This window comes from Vibrio brasiliensis LMG 20546 (assembly GCF_000189255.1).
Lineage (GTDB): Bacteria > Pseudomonadota > Gammaproteobacteria > Enterobacterales > Vibrionaceae > Vibrio > Vibrio brasiliensis.
Map to the genome: position 1 here is coordinate 59,352 of NZ_AEVS01000090.1, position 18,277 is coordinate 77,628.

Here is an 18,277-nt window from a genome sequence, read left to right on the forward strand (position 1 = left end):
TTATGTGGAATAAACTCAATAAATCAATGATGTTCTGCCAAGCCATGTTTGGCTTATCATTCTATGGTGTGATGGTTATTCTTACCCGCTTCTTCTTAGAAGATTTGGGGTACAGCGAAGCCGATACCATGATGGTTGTGGGCGCATTCTCTTCAATCGGCCCACTGTTTGCGATCGCGGGCGGTTTTATAGCAGATAAGTTCCTTGGTGCCTACCGTTCTTTAACTATCGCTTACGGTACTTTCGCTACTGGCTACACTCTGCTTGTATTAGGCGCTTCAGCAACTAACGTTCCAATGAGCTTGGTGGGTATCGCACTAGCTAGCTACGCTCGTGGTTTGATGTCTCCTTCTTACCCTAGTCTTTACAAACGTACTTTTGCTTCAGAAGAAGACTTTGAGAATGGTTACCCGGTAAACTACTCTGTCAACAACGTTGGCGCTCTGCTTGGCCAGTACCTGTTCCCTATGTTTGTACTAGTGATCGGTTTCCACGGTAGCTTCTCTTTATCTGCAGTAATGGCAGCATTCGCATTCGCTGTACTTGTTATTTTCAACAAACAGCTAGTTGGCGTTGGTGCGGATATTGACCAAAAACCTGTTAGCACTAAAAACTGGATCGCCTTCCTGTCTCTATCTGCAGCGATGGTTGGCCTGGTGTTCTTCATGTTCTCTAATATGGATATCGGCCAGAACATCGTTTACGCAATTGGCGCAGCCGCGATTCTGTACTTTATCTCGTTGATGCTTAAGTCTGGTAAATCTGACGCACTGAAAATGGGTACCATCCTCATCATGACAGTGCTAACAACCTGCTTCTTTGTTTACTACGGTCAGATGATGACTTCAATGACCATGGTAACCATCAACACAATGCGTGGTGACCTATTTAACCTAATCCCAATTGCTCCTGAAGCATCAATGGCAATGAATCCACTATGGTGTATCGTAGCCGGTCCAGTTATCTCAATGACTTTCTCTTCATTAGAAAAGAAAGGCATTAACTTCTCGACAGCAACAAAGATTGGTTTTGCTTTTATCTTTACTGCCATCGCATTTGGTATCCTGACAATGGCGGTAATGAACATCGGTGAAGACGTAATCATTCGTCCAGAAGTATTCCTTGCTATTCACTTCTTCCAGGCGTTTGCTGAAGTTATTGTTGGTAGTCTGGTTGTGGCGTTTATTCTGTCAGTAGCGCCAAAACATATTGAAGGTTTCTCAGTATCTTTGTTCTCAGTAGCAATGGCGCTAAGTGGTATTGTCGGTGCGGTATTCTCTACATCGATTGCGCTAGAGAAAGGTCAGGAAATCACTCAAGAGATCGTACAGACAGTTTACGGCGAGTACTTCCAACTGCTAACGGTTCTTGCGGTAGTGATGGTTGCAATTGCGCTAGTGTCTTCACTGATCATCCGCAAAATGCTTGCTGCTGCACGCGCTGGCGAACAACCTGAACTGGTTGAAGCAGAAAGCTAACCAAGTCTGATTTATAATAAATAAAGAAAAAACCCAAGCGAGTGCTTGGGTTTTTATTATTTGCTAGCAAAACTGAAAATCTTTAAATGTTACTGTCTGTCACGCGATTTAAATTCATAGCTGACATTAACTACTGGTTGATACGCGATATCGCCGTCACTGTTCACGATTTCATTGACCGTTACATTAGAACCACGAAGCTCAAATGAATTAACGTCAACAAGGTTATTGGTAGAGTAGTTAACTGAACGGCTAAGTTCGTATGGAGATTTTTGATTAATTTCCATAATCATCGATTTGCCTTCTGCAATCGCTGCATCTTTCGAAGCAACAGCGCTACCACTCATTGATTCAGACTGGATCACAGTGTTGTAAGCACCAGCACCTGCTAGTGCCACAGAACTAAATAACATTACGCTTGCTAAACTAATTACCTTAATCATAACTGACTCCTTGGTCACTTTTCTTCTTACTTACCAAAATGGTTATTTATAAAAATCGAACTTTGCTTATCAGCTCGAATACATACATGGTACGTATTAAAAGACCGCAATGAATTAGAAATAATTGCACTTCTTATTCAAATAATTTGAAATGGTTACAACGATGTTTGCCATATAGAAACTAAGGTCAAGATGGCGCGTAATATGCGATAAATATAATTATTATTTTTCAATTACTTATTGGTTCGCTTTAGAAACAAAACAAGTTTCATCGCTATGGGGGTTAGAGCAATTGGTTATATTACTGGAATAAAATGTCATAATTTAATCGTGAATATTTGTTTTGCCTCAATGGATATCACGCTAAATAACTGTCATTACAAGGCCAATAAAAATCAGGCCAGTTCCTGCACATCGTGTTAAAGCAAAGCGTTCCTTTAAAAACACCACGCCAAGTATCAGACCAAACACTATGCTAGTCTGCCTTAATGCGACGACGTAACTGACATTATCTGTCATGGTCATCGCATAAAGCACTAAACCGTAAGTGGTCGCCATCATTGCGCCCGCCATCGCAGAAGGCTTGCGAATCTGCCACGCCGCAGAAAATTCGCCCCATTGGCGGCTTGCTATCAAATAGACACTAATCACCGCAAAGATTACCCAAAACTGTAACGCCAGATAAAAAATCGCCGATTGAACCTCACCGGTCACTGTCTCTAGTTCATGAGCCAGAATAACCAGTGCCTCTTTATCAAGTATTGAGTAACCCGTTGTGCCTACAGCAGCAACAAGAGCCCATAACACACCAACATTGGCATAATCCGAGATATGGAACTGCTTCAGCGATAGCAATGGCACCAACAAGCAACCGATAGTGATGAATCCAAACCCTACCCACACCATTAGCGAAAGATGATAGCCCAGCAAGGCTGTCCCTACTCCAACCATTAAAACAGGTAAAGCACGAGCTATTGGATAGATGACCCCAATATCACCATATTTATAGGCAAAACTCAGGCTAATAAGGTAGATGACCTGAGCTACGCCACTTATCACTAGCACCCACCAGAACGATAAAGAGAGAGACGCATAATCTGTATCGTTAAGATACCAAAGTACATAGGGAGTCAGTAGTAAGGATGCAGCGGCGCTGCTAGACAAGAAAAACGCTTTGCCTGAAGACTTATTGTTCTTACTCAACAAATTCCATCCCGCATGCAAAAATGCAGAAATCACTACCAGGCAGACCGCAAATAGAGACATAAAACTTCCTTTTTCTGCCAACTGATTTTTCAGCACACTAGATGCAACAACTCATGCTGGCACTATTTATCTATGTAGCAGCACTTATGACTGAATGATCAACTCATCAGCGTATTCCTCCAATAGATCGACACCCAAGCTTTAGCAAAAGGCGCAAGTAGACCAACTGGGAAAATGAATACTAACTTAGATAAGGAAGGAAGTGTATTACTAACAAATAGTTGCGTTACAACCATTGCCTGCAATGGCTTGGGGGTTAACTCAATACAGTGGGTAAATTAATTTACGAGTTCAAAGCTTTGCAATGTACTCAATTTGCTAGGTTGGGGTATAAGCTCTCTGCACAAGCAGAGAGCTTCCTTGATCAATTAAAATCAACGATCTCTCCCACTGGTGGGGATAAAATCTACACGACAGTTACAGTACCCATATAATGAAGGGAAATAGAAAGTATATGAATCGTTAGATGCAGTGACATCAACCAGTGGGGCTGTAGGTTGAGAAATTGCAGCGTGCTTAGCTCGATAAAGGTTGAGCATCGCATAAGGCTGAGTATCAATGAAATCCATATTCATCACTGACTTCACCACTTCCTTATCGACAGTGACCTTCAAACATCTGTACCTTGAGCAATCATAAGTACCATTAGGGGTTAAACCCCTGTGCTGGCTCAATGTCGACTCAGAGGATGAAAATGAATACTCATTTGTTGGGTTAAAGTAAGGTTCTCCAGCCGCGATAGAGACCGTCGCTGACAGTATCGTTGTCTGTAGACCCAAGGACTGCTTGTGTTGAATATCTCCCGCAAAAACTAAAGAAGGCAAAAGTAGAATAAATAGGCTAAAGCTAAGTGAACGAAAAAGCATGTTATACCTCATAAGAAACTATTCGCTGCTTCACGATGAGCAATTAACAAAGTACGAGCAAACAGAATCCTCTGACTGTTTAGATTCCCTCCCAAGAAATCCAAACTATTCAACATGAGCATTTAGACACCCGTGAACCAATTTGGCGTTATATAGTCCCTCCCTCTTACTCCCTTATTAGAGGGACACACACCTTAAAGGTCAAATTGTGGCTCTTAGCACAACCAGCAATCTGTAGTTGCCACCACGATTCTTTTTTTCAGTGGCTGTTAGCCTTTTCCCAAAAAAGAGCCGCGATGAGCGGCTCGTAATTGTTCATATATCTCATTGCAACAACTTACTGACGACAACCTGTGGTATCGAAGTCTACCACCAGAGCTGCGTTACTGAACTCTCCACTGACTTTCAGGTAACCCCAATAGTTCGCCTGTCCCGCAATAGTGATACATTCCGCATTACCTGAATTATCAGACCATCCATGTAGGTTGGAAGCTTCATCATTCGGCCAGCCGAAGTTGCTGTATTCCAGCTTAAGATCACCTGTACCATGTGCCGATGTAATCGACATAGACTGATATGTATTGACCCTTTCAATGCTTAGCCATATTGGTGACTGTGAAGCTAAACAAACTGGCTCTCCAGCGACTATTCGTCCGCCACTGACTTTTGAACGATCCGCGCAATCTGTGGGCAATGAGTCATTGCTCCCCTGACTGCTTATATTGATCGACGCCTCAGTGTTAGCCGTTAACCCGTCGTTATCCGTAACAGTTAAGTGAACCGAGTAACTGCCCGTACGACTATATTGGTGCGTCGGATTGGCCTCTGAACTGGTCGAGCCGTCACCGAACTGCCAGTAGTAGCTGGAGATTTGACCGTCGGAGTCCTCGCTACCTTTACTGCTGAATGAAATGGATTCACCTATCTGTCCCTCACTTTTAACCGAAATTACCGCTGATGGAGGCTGCGATTCAGAGCCTCCACTAATCAGATCTTGTTGCCATTGTTCAAACTCACTTTGGTAAGCCGTAGACCAACCGTTGATAGTGCTTTTATATTGCGACCAGTTACCTTCTCGGGTATGCACCAACATCTGATTTACATCGTCCATATGACGTTCAAACATGAAGCGGACAGCCAGATACCCCCAACGATAGATTCGGTCTACATCAAAGCCGTCATACGTTGTCTCAAAGACTTCACTCAGCGTATAAGTTGATCCATCTTTAATCGTATCAATCGCTTTCTGATTGTTGCCTTCGTTGGCGATATACTCCGCTACCCCTTCACTCCACCACACAACCTTTTCAGTTGGATGACTAAAGTCGCCATACATATCAAATCGTCCATCCAGATAATGGACGTACTCATGTTCCAGATTCCATACAAAGTGTTGTGGATTTGCGTAAGAGGCTTCATAAGCAATAAAGTTAGGAACATTGCCCTGATTGGAAGGATCACCCTCGAGATACATGCCGCCATTGTTGGTATCAATGCCAAATATTGGACCCGCATATTTGCCATAGTCATTGCTGCTGTCGAAGATATTGACCTGAAGCTGAGTGTTATGATCATCAGCAACAGGTTGGTTTCCAGTTTCCAGACGCTGATGGAAGTAGCCTTCTTCGTAGCCCATTTTGTCACACGCAGCCTGATGCTGAACTTGAGTCATGTTCTGGGACAGAATGCGAATTGTCGGGCTACAAGTATAATTTTGTGATAACACCAAAGACTTCAGCTCCGTTTTGAAACTGCATATACCGAACTCAGCACAATCTGAGTAGTATGAAGATGTGTCAGCGGTCGCCAACCACACAAGATCACCAAAACCATACATTTCGTACTGTTCAAGGATCTGCTTTACGTTCGCTTTGACTCTTTCCTCAATCACCGTGTTTTGATAACGCAATAGACGCCCTAACTCGCGGCCAGCGTTTGCTGTCATAAACTCATCATCTCGACCAATCGAGTCCCGGTTCATCGCGAAATGGAACAATGCGTTTACCAAGTCACTCTGGTTACCAATTTTGGCTTTGTATTCATCATTCCAACTTCCACCAAACAACACCGAGAACACACTGTTTACTGCATTTCGCATGTACCAGTTCTGAGCGTAATCGGAGTTCCAGCGATTTAGCCACTGTGTCACAACGTCAATGTAATCATGCTCTAGACTTGCGCTGTCCATAGTAATGATCACTTCTGTCAGCACCTTGCCGTGAGCATCGTTGTTTTGGTAGAAGTTGTCATTAGCAACGAAGGCATCCACTGCCTCTTTCACAGCCGGACGTACCCAAGAGCTAAAGCTGATCTTGTCGTTGTAGAACTCTGCATAATAACCAGAGCGTAAATAGAGAAACAAAGCTTCCAGCTCATCACTTCCTCCACCCTGGTAGCTCTTGGCTAAGTTTGCGGTGTGTTTTGCCACGTCAAACATATTGCCAGACTCGAACGTCGTTTCCTGAATACGGCTTTCAGCCGAGAACAACTCATTGACACAACCTGCGCCTTGAATAGTAATAGCATTAATCAGACTAGCACTGTTTGAAGTAGCGAACGCTTCTACATCACACTGCACAACGGCTTCTTCAGTCGCAACCATGTTTAGTGTGTTGATCGTCGCCTGAGGTTTTTGAGGGGTAAATTTAGTCGGTGAATATTCCAGGTGTTGGTCTTCTACACCATGTTGCTTGTGATCGTGCTCAGCATTGTATTCGACGACCTGCGGTACAGGCGCGCCGATAGCGTAGGCATTCGCACTCAGCAATACGCTAGCCACTGCCATTGTTATTTTTTTTAGTTTCATTGATTTTCTTCTGTCTGTCGTTAAGTCAAAGCACTTCACGACGAAGTGCCATACGCAACCAATTGCTTGGTTACTACTCACTATAAGCAGAGGAAAAAGCAAAATAATAACTGAATATTTTAGTCTCAGTTTCTGATCTTGCCGGTTTCAGAACTGCAACCTTCGATTTATCTACTCACCAAAAAGTCATCTTATGGTACTAATTTTGTATGCATTAAGAGGGATGAACTCTCTGGCCCATCACTTAAGGCGCACTTAAGGGGACACACGCGATAAGAGCTCGCGCCTGATCACTTGTCTGAGGCAATCATTCGCAACCCACTCGCGAATTAGTAGTCATCACCATAAAATTTTTTCGGCGGCTGTCGCCACTTTGTCGCCATTTAGCGATTTCAAGACAAAAAAAGAGCCGCAAAATGCGGCTCTCAATTATTCGTCTTTTTCGAAGTCTTGGCTTACTTCTCTTTACCGAATACGTTGTTCTCTTGCTCTTGTACGCGGATGAAAGTTGTACGCTTCGTTAGCTCTTTAAGCTTTGCTGCGCCTACGTATGTACAGGTTGAACGTACGCCGCCAAGGATGTCAGAGATAGTGCCGTGAACGCTACCACGGTATGGCAATAGTACGGTTTTTCCTTCAGCTGCACGGTACTTAGCGACACCACCTGAGTGTTTGTCCATCGCAGACTGAGAAGACATGCCGTAGAATTTCATGAAGGTTTCGCCATCTTTCTCGATGATTTCGCCGCCAGACTCTTCGTGACCCGCTAGCATACCACCTAGCATTACAAAGTCAGCGCCGCCGCCGAACGCTTTCGCTACGTCACCAGCGCATGAACAGCCGCCATCACCGATGATCATACCACCAAGGCCGTGTGCTGCATCACCACATTCGATGATTGCAGACAGCTGAGGGTAACCAACACCTGTTTTAACACGCGTAGTACATACTGAACCCGGGCCAATACCCACTTTAACGATGTCCGCACCAGCAAGAATTAGCTCTTCACACATGTCGCCAGTTACTACGTTACCGGCAGAGATCACCTTGTTTGGGAATGCAGCACGCACTTTCTCTACGTACTCGACCAAATGCTCTGAGTAACCATTCGCAATGTCGATACAGATGAAGATGAGATCTTCCGACAACGCCATGATTTGTTGCGTTTTCTCAAAATCAGCGTCAGAAGTGCCAGTAGAAACAAACACGTTGTTTAGCGTATTTTGGTCCGCAGATTTTACAAACTCAGCCCATTGCTCTACTGAGTAGTGCTTGTGAATAGCCGTCATTACGCCGTGTTCAGCCAGCGCCTTTGCCATTTCAAAGCTACCTACTGAGTCCATGTTAGCCGCAATAACTGGAGTACCAGACCATTGACGACCGCTATGCTTGAATGTAAACTCGCGGGTTAACTCAACTTGAGAACGGCTTTTAAGAGTAGAACGCTTCGGGCGGAATAGTACATCTTTAAAGCCTAACTTAAGTTCTTGTTCGATACGCATGATAAATTTTCCTGTAAGCAAATTTACGTGTCGTGCGTTTTCGGTAAACGTTGGCAGACGTTTTACTGAGTTTCGGACACAAAAAAACCGGAGCGTTGGCAGACGCTCCGGTTTTCAGCATTATAGGTCGCGATTTATTTCCCGCAAGACTGATATTTTCAAATTTTTTATGATACAGTTCGGTTAAGTTGCATACCTAGCCCACCGCAACTCTACTCCAAACTCCAGCTTTACCTTGCAAAACAACCACTTAACATATATCACAAAAACGTTTGCGCAAACCTTTACGTAAGCCGCGAGGTCATTTTCTGACCAAAAGGTTAGTTTGCTATCTCATTCTGATAAAAAGTTGGGCTTTTAACTGATATCTTTTTTACTTATTTAAGTAACAAAAATCACAATATTGAATAAAAAACCATCAACACACTCTTTTTAGCGACTCATATTTCTGTTACAGCTTAAAGAAGGCCAATTGCTCTTTTTGTTTTTCTGCCAGTTGAGAAAGCCCTTCACTAGCGCTAGCACTCTGACGAATTCCACAAACATTTTGATTAATCAACTGTGACATGGTCGCCACGTTGTCATTGATCTCTGAGGTTACCTGAGATTGCTGTTCGGCTGCGGTAGCAACCTGACTGTTAACCTCATTAATACTGCACACCGTCTCGGTAATACCCTGTAGTACTGAATTGGCTTGCTCACTCAACTGGTTATTTTTGTTTAGTAACCCTAATCCAAGCTGCATACTGTCATTTGCTAGGCTCGATTGTTTCTGCAGCTCTTCAATAATGGTTTGGATTTCACCAGCGGATTGTCGCGTTGTGGCAGCCAACTTACGCACTTCGTCAGCAACAACAGCAAAACCTCGTCCTGATTCCCCAGCTCGAGCGGCTTCTATTGCAGCATTGAGTGCCAGTAAATTTGTCTGCTCAGAAACGTCACTAATGACTTCAATCACATCATTAACCTGCTCTGACTGACTCTTCAGTTTCACGACAACTTGTGCGGCGTCTTTGATAGCAGTGATCATTCTGACATTTGCTTTATGGCTCTCTTCGAACAGACCTAAGCCAGATGTAGCCAGTTGCTCTGCATCATCCGCTCGCGAGTCTGCAAGCTGGGCGTTGCTACTGACGTTGCTCGCAGTACTTGCTAGTTGGTTAACTGCGCTAACAATAAGCTCAATTTCTGCCAATTCTTTTTCTGCGTTTTTCTGCGACTGCTCCATAACTGAGGCTAACTGTGTCGAAGCTGCAGCTACCTCGTCACTAATACGCGTTAACGCATCAACAGTGTGATGTAGCTGTTTAGCGGTAAGATTAATGTCATTACTGAGTTGTGAGATTTCATTACGCCCTTTAACTTCAGTGCGAACAGATAGCTCACCATGCGCTAGTCGGTGCATCACTTGTTGGAGTTTGTTGATTGGGTGAACAATCATTCCCGAAAGCAGCCAGGCAACAAACAGAGACAGAATAAAAACAGATGCCATTAACACATGAGCCAACCTTTCCACCTCAAACTTTCGTTTGCTACTACTAGCAATATAGTCACTGGCGAACTCGTATATCTGATGTGACAAGCTATCGATAGAATCTGTCATTCGTTTTCCTGCCTGACGATAGTCGATAATAAAGCTGTCATATTCCTCGAGAGTAACAGTGCCCTGCTTTTGTCGCTCAAATAATTCTAGCGCCTGATGTGAGTAGTCGAGGTACTCTTTGACTGCGGCGCGCACCACTGTAACCTGTTCAACAAAGGTTTCACGGGCATCTATCTCAGTTAACTTGTTTTCGATACCAACGTAGGCCGATTTCAGTTTGAAAATAAACGCCTCCCGGCTGGATTCATCATACATGGAGTACACGGCGTCGAGCTTGAGCGGATACACTTGATCATCAAGTTCGGTGAGCGTCGCTTTGTAAAACATTAACGACTCTATTATTTCATTCACGACTGCATCTTCCGACTCCAATTGGCGCTTGGTAAAAGATAAAGCGATAAATAGAGTCACCGCAGTAAAAAGAACGGGTAGCAAAACCTGAGTTCGAATGGACAAGCTTTTTAGGGATAGTTGCATAATTTTCTCTATATCAGTCTGGTTTATTCCGAGCTCGAGGAACCATGATAAGAACGAATAACCTTGACGGAGATATACCTCCGCGTACATGCGAAACTCATTGAGCTTTATAGTGAATTGCCTCGAACCACGAGGAAGGGTGGTACAAAGCAATATGCAACAAAACTATAAACCAGATGATAATGAGAGACTTGTGGAGTTGTATTAAACTAGGATACTTAGCCAAAAAAGGCCAAGCAAAGCCTGGCCTATGAAAACAGAATCTTCAGGCAATTCTGTGTTTAAAAATCGTAACGCACGCCAAGACGAAGAGTATCTTCACCTGTATCTTTGAATCCGTCAGCATTCGTATCTGTCGATGTTACGCCGTTCGAGAAGTACGAAACGTAAGTACGGAAATGGCTATTGAACTTGTAGTAGCCCACCAGTTCAACGCCATCGGTATCATCGTACTTTGTACCGTCAGCCTGTTCATTCTCTTGGTTGGTGTAAAGCAGTGCCGCTGAAAGTTGTTTGGTGAATTTGTACTGTGCCACAACTTCCAGTGCGGTGAACTCTTTATCAGACGCACCCGTCGCTTTATCGTCAAGGTCACCGACTGAGTATGTCGCACCTAAATACAGGTTATCTAGCGTGTAACCAATACCACCAAGAATTTGTGACTGACTGCCAAGACCTTTGCCTAAATCAGCTCCAGAGAACGCCAGACCTAAGTCAAGACCAAATGGCGCGCTGTAAACACCTGAGATACCGTAACCATCTGAATCTTCAGTACTGTTAGCCTGATAAGTTGCCTGAAGCTGGAATGAGTCGAAAGCACCGCGGTAAGCCACAACGCTGTCTTCTTTGTCACTGGCAGAATTAATCACCTGTTGGATACCAGAAAACTCAGTCACATCGGTAAAATCAGACACAATAACTGCCGCCATATCCTGACGACCGAATGAAACGGCATGACCATCGAAGTCCACGCCAGCAAACATGTAACGGTTCTCGAACTCGTCTTTACCTGTATCCTGCTCCGCTTCATAAACAGCGAATGCTGTCATGCCATCGGCAATCTCAGATTTACCTTTTAAATTAAGACGAGCACGAGTGCTGTCATCCATCGTACCCTGGATTTCTTCACCTTTTGAGTTACCAATGAAGTCACCACGGAACTCGACACGGCCACCCACTTTAAGTTCAGTACCATCCGCTTGGTATACGGTTGCTGCCAGAGTCGATCCTGATACTAGTGCTGCACATACTGCAGACGCTGCCACTGCTAATTTCATCTTACTTTACCTTTAGATTATCTATGAGCTTCAATGCTCGAACTGGTTGATGCGAGATAAATTAGAGTTGTGACATGACGCTTTGATGGCTAATCCATTACGATTAAATGGCGAATCTGTGCAAGAAAAATGACAGTTGAAGAGCTTGCCAGTAGCGAACCATAGGCAAGCCCAGTATACAGAGGGAGCGAACTTAGCGTCTGTCCTTAGGAGAATCCATAACGACCATAGTAGTGATCGACTGAACCTGAGCACACTCACCCAACACATCAGCATGGAATTTTTTATAGCTAGGTAAGTCCTTGGTTTCGACACGTAACATGTACTCATTAGCACCAGTGATGTTATGGCACTCAACCACCTCATCAATAAAGCGCACATGATCCTCGAACTCTTGTTGCGCCTGTTTACGGTGACTAGCTAAGCCGATAGAAACATAAGCGATAAAACCAACCCCGAGGCGGCTGTTATCCAACATCACGCGATAGCCTTTGATGATCCCCTGTTTCTCCAGCTCCTGAACGCGTCGCAAGGTAGCAGAAGGTGATAAACCAATCCGCTCTGCCAGCTCAACATTGGAGATTCTTCCGTCTAATTGCAGTTCCTGCAAGATCCTTTCGTCAAAACGGTCCATGATATTCCTTTATTGCGTAATTACTGCGTTTCATTCGAATAAAAACACAAAATTGCTCAGTAATCCACCTAATATAGTTGTTGACCGGTCAAGACAAGCTCATCGCGCAACATTATTGCGCTCACTCTGCATTTAGGAACTTTCATGGAATTTGAACAACTTAGCGCACTTATTTTATTTGCTTTCGTCTCGACTTTTACTCCCGGGCCAAACAACATCATGCTGATGACCTCTGGTGCAAACGTCGGTTATCTGCGAACTCTGCCCCATATGTGTGGCATCGCTTTTGGCTTTGCCTTTATGGTGTTATTGGTCGGTCTTGGACTATCGAGTGTCTTCGAAGCCTACCCGGCTGCACACCATGTTCTGAAATACGTCAGCTTGCTATATCTTGGTTATTTGGCACTTAAGATCGCACTCAGTGGTCGCGCATCAGCCGTTGAAGACTTTAAACCTATGAGTTTTCTTGGCGCAGCTAGCTTCCAATGGGTCAATCCAAAAGGCTGGTCAATGGCGTTAAGCTCTGTGACCTTGTATAGCAATGGTGGTAGCTGGTTAGAGCTACTGATCATTTCGAGCACCTTTCTGATTGTAAACTTCCCATCCGGCACATTTTGGATATTAGCAGGACGCGAACTACAACGCTGGTTGACCAGCAACATTCGCGTGCGAAGTTTTAACGTCACAATGGCAGCACTACTTGTCGCCTCCACCTTGCCAATGACCTAAATAGGTTGAATGTAAATTTGTTTAAAGATGCTACCTAACTTGAAAATCTACTGTTACTCTTAAACGAGAATACGAACAATTATCGAGTAATACATGAAAAAGCCATCACCACGACAAGTTACTATTCGTTCAACCGAAACTATTACCCCAAACATGCAGCGCATCACTTTGCACAGTGATGCGCTAAGTGAATTCCCAGCCAACTGTGAAGGCAGTTACATTAAGCTGTTGTTCACCCCAGTCGGTGGTACAGATCTGGCGACATTAAGTGACGACGAGCGACCGGTGATGCGCACTTACACTATTCGTAAGTTTGATCCAATTTCGGCTCAAATCGAAGTCGATTTCGTTAAGCATATTACCGACGACATGCAATGCGGTTTTGCGGCTCGCTGGGCAATGAACGCTCAAGTGGGTGACACCATCTCTATTGCCGGACCGGGTTCGATCCAAGATATGAATATGGAAGCGGACTGGTTCTTTATGACTGCGGATATGACCGCACTGCCTGCCTTATCAGCGAAGATCCGACGTTTACCTGCCGAGGCGAAGGGCTACGCTGTAATTAAAGTTATTTCAGAGCAAGACATACAACCAATCGAGGCACCACAAGGCTTTGAAGTTAAGTGGATTTTCGAAGGTGAACAACTGCCTGATGCAGTTCGTGCACTGCCATGGCTGGAAGGCAGGGTCTCTGTGTGGTGTGCATGTGAGTTCGACTCGATGCGCTCACTGCGTCAGTACTTCAGAAATGAACAGCAGGTAGAGCGCGAAAACATTTACATCAGTAGCTACTGGAAACAAGGGGTAGCTGAAGATGGCCATAAAGTAATTAAACGCCAGGACGCAGAACTGCACGAAGCGTAATGCCACTTGATCTTGAGGGAGTACGCTCCCTCAATCCTCAGCGCTAAGCCAAATTTTCAGCCAGAAAATCTATCAACAAACGTACCTTAGGTGATAAATTTCGGTTTTGTGGATACAAAGCCCATATCCCTTCCCGCTCATCGCGATACTCAGTTAACACCTCAACCAACTCACCTTCATCCAGTGCTTGCTGTACATAATGATCCGGCAGTTGCACCAGACCTAAGCCTCGTTTAGCCGCATCAAGTAACGCATAACCCGAGTTACAGTGAATGCGACCAGAAATTCGGATCGACTTTTCACTTTTCGCGTCCCTGAAACGCCAGTAATCGACAGAACCAACCAGACACTGATGATGGCTGAGTTCGGATAAGGTATGCGGCTCACCAAACCTGTCCAGGTAATCTGGGCTGGCACAAACATACAACTGGCGACTAGATAAGCGCTTTGCAATCAGACTCGAATCTTGCAGACGACCAAGGCGGATTGCCACATCAAAGCCCATCTCAATCAAATCCAATTTCTGGTTCGTGAGCATTAAATCCAGATCGACTTGCGGATGTTGTTCAAGAAACTGATGTAATAACGGCGCGAGGTTCTGCTCACCAAAAGTCACAGGCGCCGTCACTTTGAGCAGACCTTTTGGCGTGGACTGCATTTGCGTCACAGCCAATTCTGCCAACTCTAACCCTTCGACGAGATGCTTACACTGCTGGTAATAAACCTGACCAGCCTCGGTGAGCGACACCTTACGAGTTGTTCTGTTGAATAATTTGACCGCCAGACGTTCTTCAAGTGAGGAGATCCGGCGACTAACCTGCGCTACGGATGTGACGAGTTTACTCGCCGCTGCAGTAAAAGACTGAGTTTCAGCAACCGCCACGAATTCACTGACCCCTTCCCAGTTTGCCATTTGCTACTCTGTAATATTCAATCGGGATTATCCGTCGATTATTGCAGAGAGGTAATAGTCGCTGCAATAATCGATCACATAAATTCCACGCTCTGCCTGACCCAGATTATAAAATCGAGCCTAAGATTGTGCTAAAGTGACCGCCTGTTCCGAATCATTAAGCGACTGAGAATGTCTAAATTAAAACTTTCATTTGGCTTGGTAGTGCTGGCAGTCACGCTTGTACTGGCTTGGGTCTTCATTCCGACTCATGTCCGCCTTGGTAGTGAAATCCTTAATCAGCCTGTTGGAGAAGGCTTTCAACTGGTAGGCCACAAAGCAATCTCTACTGACCCACAAGACGGTAAACTTAATCACTATTTCCTTATCGACCAGACAACTTCAGTCAAAGATGCGCAGCCCTTTCTGATCACTTCAGATCCATTTATTAAAGTGGCCAAGGTGGATGACAATAAAATCTCACTGACCATTAATGGCCGAGTAAAGCATCTCGATAACGACCTGTGGGTAGAGCGACCTGACGGCACAGTCCAGCACTGGTATATCAGCACCGCGATCAATTACATCCGCTAGCGACTCTCCACGCTAGCAATCCCGTCACAAACAGGTAAAATCACGCCAGTTGATTTTACCTGTAGTGAATACCCTGATGCACCACCCTCAAAACCTGTTTACCCGCTTTACCTCTGATATTGATCACTATTCACTACCTGAGAAATTCACTTTCCCGTTTTACTATCAGCCCCACCCTCTGTGTGTTTTGGCTGCTAAGCAACTGCAGCAACATTTGACGACCCAACAAGAGTGGCAACATGACTTTGGTGTCGACGGAAATGAAGCTGGAACAGGCAAGATGTTTGGAGTTCTGCTGGTTAAATCTCCTCAGGGCGAGATTGGCTTTTTGTCAGCCTTCTCGGGCAAGATCGCGGATAAAAACCTATTACCAGGCTTTGTACCACCAGTGTTTGATATGCTGACGGAAGAGAGCTTTTTCCGCTCTGATCTGGCCTGTATTACCGAGATCAACAGCGCAGTAAAAGAGCAGCAATCCAATCCAAGACTAGCGCAGCTTAAACAAGCGTTAAATCAGTTAGAACAAGACTATCAGGATGAAGAGCACACTCAGCGCCAAGCCATTATTGCTGGCCGTGCAGCTCGCAAAGCACAACGGGAACATGGTGAGCAGACTCTGGACAAAACAGCGCTTGATGCACTGTTAATTGACCTCAGCAAACAGAGTGTCGCAGAAAAGAATGTTCTGAAGTATCTCAAGCTGGAGTGGGAAGAGAGGATCGCGGCCGTTAAAGCTGAGCTAGACGTTCTGCTCTCATCCCTCAATCAACTCAAGCAGCAGCGCAAACAGTTATCCAATGCCCTGCAGAATAAACTGTTCGCTCAATACCGTTTTCTAAATGGACGCGGAGAAGAGCAGTCTCTGGCAGCGATCTTCGCCCCGACAACCAGTCCAACACCACCAGCAGGTGCTGGTGAGTGCGCAGCACCAAAACTGTTGCACTATGCGTTCAAGCACGGCTTTGAACCACTGGCTCTCGCTGAATTCTGGTGGGGTGTATCGCCAAAATCGGAGATCCGCCAACACCAACAGTTTTATCCTTCGTGCAACAGTAAATGTCAGCCAATCCTTGGTCATATGCTGCAGGGTCTTAAGGTCGATGATAATCCACTGGAAGAGAACTGGGCTGAAGATAAAGAACTGGAAATACTATTTGAAGATGATGCCCTGGTAGTCGTCAATAAACCTTCCGGACTGCTCTCAGTTCCGGGTAAAACCATTACGGACTCGGCCTACACTCGTTTACAGCAGCGTTACCCTGATGTCGAAGGCCCCTTTGTGATCCACAGACTGGATATGGCGACCTCTGGCTTGCTGGTGTTTGCGCTCACCAAACGGGCAAACAAAAGCCTGCAGAAACAGTTTATCTCCCGCAGTGTAGAAAAGCGCTACGTCGCTCTGCTTGAAGGCGAAGTTGAACAACAAAACGGCCAGATCAAATTACCGATGCGTGGCGACCCGGTAGACCGCCCTCGTCAGCTAGTCTGTTTTGAACATGGCAAACCTGCCGAAACCTATTGGGAAAAGATTTCTACCATTAACGGTCGCAGTAAGCTTTATCTCTACCCTAAAACAGGCCGAACTCACCAACTCAGAGTCCACTGTGCCCATCACCTTGGCTTAGATCTCCCTATGGTCGGAGACGGCCTATACGGCGAAAAAGCGGACCGCCTGCACTTGCACGCGGAGAGGCTCGAATTTGAACACCCATACAGTAAAGAGCGACTGACTTTCTCTGCCGAGGCAGAATTTTAGTTACTCTCTCCCCGGAGCCCGACTCGTTTACGATTGCTGTGAGTCGGGTCGGGATTTTCACAGACAAGGGTTCAAGAGTCAGCGCATTCAGTGTAATACAGGGCTTTAATCTATGCCTACAAGGAAGGTGCATACATGTCTGACTACAGCGCAACCGTAAAATGGCAACGTGGCGAGCAAGAGCCTTTTAGCGATAATAAGTACAGTCGAGGCCATACGTGGGAGTTTGATGGCGGTGTTGTCGTCCCTGCTTCATCCTCTCCTCATGTCGTGCCACTGCCCCTTTCAGTTGAAGAAAATGTCGATCCTGAAGAAGCCTTTATCGCTGCGATTTCTAGCTGCCATATGCTGACATTTCTCGGTATTGCGGCCAAGCGTCGTTATGTCATCGACTCATACACAGACCACGCGATTGGCCTGATGGAAGATGACGCTCAGGGCTACACTTCGGTCACCAAGGTTACGCTGCGACCTGATATTACCTTTATTGGTGACAAGCAGCCTACTTATGAGCAATTGGAAAAAATGCATCACCTTGCCCACCAGCATTGCTTCATTGCTAACTCAGTGAAAACAGAGATCACCACCGAAATAAGGGTGTGAGTGCAGCGATGAAAAACAAAGCACTGGTGGTTATTTTCGTTGGGTTTGGTTTATTCATCCTCATAGGTCAGCAGTACCAGTTGTTTGGCTCTGGTGATCCTGATTCATTTCCCAAACTGCCTCAATCAGCGTCGTTCCCAGTATCGACTAATTATGATGGTGAATGGGTAGGACGTCGCATTGATGTCAGCGGCAATAACATGTGTGAACGTACCACAATAACCGGAACCATCAATGATGGATTCGCCAAACTAACCCTAACCTACAACGGCACTCCGCTTAAAGGTTGGGTGAATGCCGAGTCAGATCAACTTGTTCTATTTGCGACCAACAGGCAATGGGATTATCGATTTACTGCTACTGTCGGCAAAAATCGAATTCAGGGAAAATGGCACTTAACCAACGGTCCGTGTAAAGGGAGTTGGTATCTGGATAAACAAAGCTAATCAAAAACCTCAGCTTCATGCTACACTCAGCGTCAATT

The 18,277-nt window shown here is 45.2% G+C and carries 16 protein-coding genes; 7 read left to right on the top strand and 9 right to left on the bottom strand.

What is annotated here, in order from left to right; translation table 11 throughout:
- The first annotated feature begins 2 nt into the window (after positions 1-2).
- Positions 3-1,478 carry a peptide MFS transporter gene (locus RH46_RS17730; RefSeq protein WP_006880897.1) on the top strand — a complete coding sequence of 492 codons (1,476 nt, stop codon included), beginning with the start codon at positions 3-5 and terminating at the stop codon, positions 1,476-1,478.
- Between the two features lie 89 nt (positions 1,479-1,567).
- Here RH46_RS17730 and RH46_RS17735 read toward each other — a convergent pair whose 3' ends face one another.
- From RH46_RS17735 to RH46_RS17770, 8 genes are all read right to left on the bottom strand, one after another.
- Positions 1,568-1,921: a DUF3316 domain-containing protein gene (locus RH46_RS17735; protein ID WP_006880898.1), complete on the bottom strand. Its 354-nt coding sequence runs from the start codon at positions 1,919-1,921 to the stop codon at positions 1,568-1,570.
- A gap of 363 nt (positions 1,922-2,284) precedes the next feature.
- Complete coding sequence (locus RH46_RS17740; protein WP_006880899.1) at positions 2,285-3,187, bottom strand: EamA family transporter; 903 nt, start codon at positions 3,185-3,187, stop codon at positions 2,285-2,287.
- Positions 3,188-3,561: 374 nt separating this feature from the next.
- A complete protein-coding gene (locus RH46_RS22380; RefSeq protein ID WP_167319272.1) occupies positions 3,562-3,801 on the bottom strand; it encodes a hypothetical protein in 240 nt (79 codons plus the stop codon).
- 589 nt (positions 3,802-4,390) lie between these two features.
- Complete coding sequence (locus RH46_RS17750; protein WP_006880901.1) at positions 4,391-6,859, bottom strand: collagenase; 2,469 nt, start codon at positions 6,857-6,859, stop codon at positions 4,391-4,393.
- Positions 6,860-7,314: 455 nt separating this feature from the next.
- Positions 7,315-8,361, bottom strand: coding sequence for a GMP reductase (locus RH46_RS17755; RefSeq protein WP_006880902.1), 1,047 nt, complete (start codon positions 8,359-8,361; stop codon positions 7,315-7,317).
- A gap of 451 nt (positions 8,362-8,812) precedes the next feature.
- Positions 8,813-10,441, bottom strand: a complete 1,629-nt coding sequence (locus tag RH46_RS17760; RefSeq protein ID WP_006880903.1) for a methyl-accepting chemotaxis protein — start codon at positions 10,439-10,441, stop codon at positions 8,813-8,815.
- Between the two features lie 281 nt (positions 10,442-10,722).
- Positions 10,723-11,718, bottom strand: a complete 996-nt coding sequence (locus tag RH46_RS17765) for a porin (protein WP_006880904.1) — start codon at positions 11,716-11,718, stop codon at positions 10,723-10,725.
- Between the two features lie 193 nt (positions 11,719-11,911).
- A complete protein-coding gene (locus RH46_RS17770) occupies positions 11,912-12,352 on the bottom strand; it encodes an Lrp/AsnC family transcriptional regulator (protein WP_006880905.1) in 441 nt (146 codons plus the stop codon).
- Positions 12,353-12,496: 144 nt separating this feature from the next.
- On the opposite strand from RH46_RS17770, the gene RH46_RS17775 reads away from it, so the two are divergent.
- Positions 12,497-13,081, top strand: a complete 585-nt coding sequence (locus RH46_RS17775; RefSeq protein ID WP_006880906.1) for a LysE family translocator — start codon at positions 12,497-12,499, stop codon at positions 13,079-13,081.
- A gap of 93 nt (positions 13,082-13,174) precedes the next feature.
- The gene (locus RH46_RS17780; RefSeq protein WP_006880907.1) at positions 13,175-13,948 is read left to right on the top strand and encodes a siderophore-interacting protein; all 774 of its coding nucleotides are present in this window, start codon (positions 13,175-13,177) and stop codon (positions 13,946-13,948) included.
- Positions 13,949-13,991: 43 nt separating this feature from the next.
- Here the strand turns inward: RH46_RS17780 and RH46_RS17785 are convergent, their stop codons facing one another.
- Positions 13,992-14,861 (bottom strand): LysR family transcriptional regulator, encoded by an 870-nt coding sequence (locus tag RH46_RS17785; RefSeq protein WP_006880908.1) that lies wholly within the window; start codon positions 14,859-14,861, stop codon positions 13,992-13,994.
- Between the two features lie 171 nt (positions 14,862-15,032).
- On the opposite strand from RH46_RS17785, the gene RH46_RS17790 reads away from it, so the two are divergent.
- The 4 genes from RH46_RS17790 (at position 15,033) to RH46_RS17805 (ending at position 18,239) form a co-directional block, all read left to right on the top strand.
- Entirely contained in the window at positions 15,033-15,434 is a 402-nt protein-coding gene (locus RH46_RS17790; RefSeq protein WP_006880909.1) for a hypothetical protein, read from the top strand.
- 76 nt (positions 15,435-15,510) lie between these two features.
- Positions 15,511-17,190, top strand: coding sequence for an RluA family pseudouridine synthase (locus tag RH46_RS17795; RefSeq protein WP_006880910.1), 1,680 nt, complete (start codon positions 15,511-15,513; stop codon positions 17,188-17,190).
- Positions 17,191-17,325: 135 nt separating this feature from the next.
- Positions 17,326-17,793, top strand: a complete 468-nt coding sequence (locus RH46_RS17800; RefSeq protein ID WP_006880911.1) for an OsmC family protein — start codon at positions 17,326-17,328, stop codon at positions 17,791-17,793.
- 8 nt (positions 17,794-17,801) lie between these two features.
- Complete coding sequence (locus RH46_RS17805; protein ID WP_006880912.1) at positions 17,802-18,239, top strand: hypothetical protein; 438 nt, start codon at positions 17,802-17,804, stop codon at positions 18,237-18,239.
- Positions 18,240-18,277: the final 38 nt, after the last annotated feature.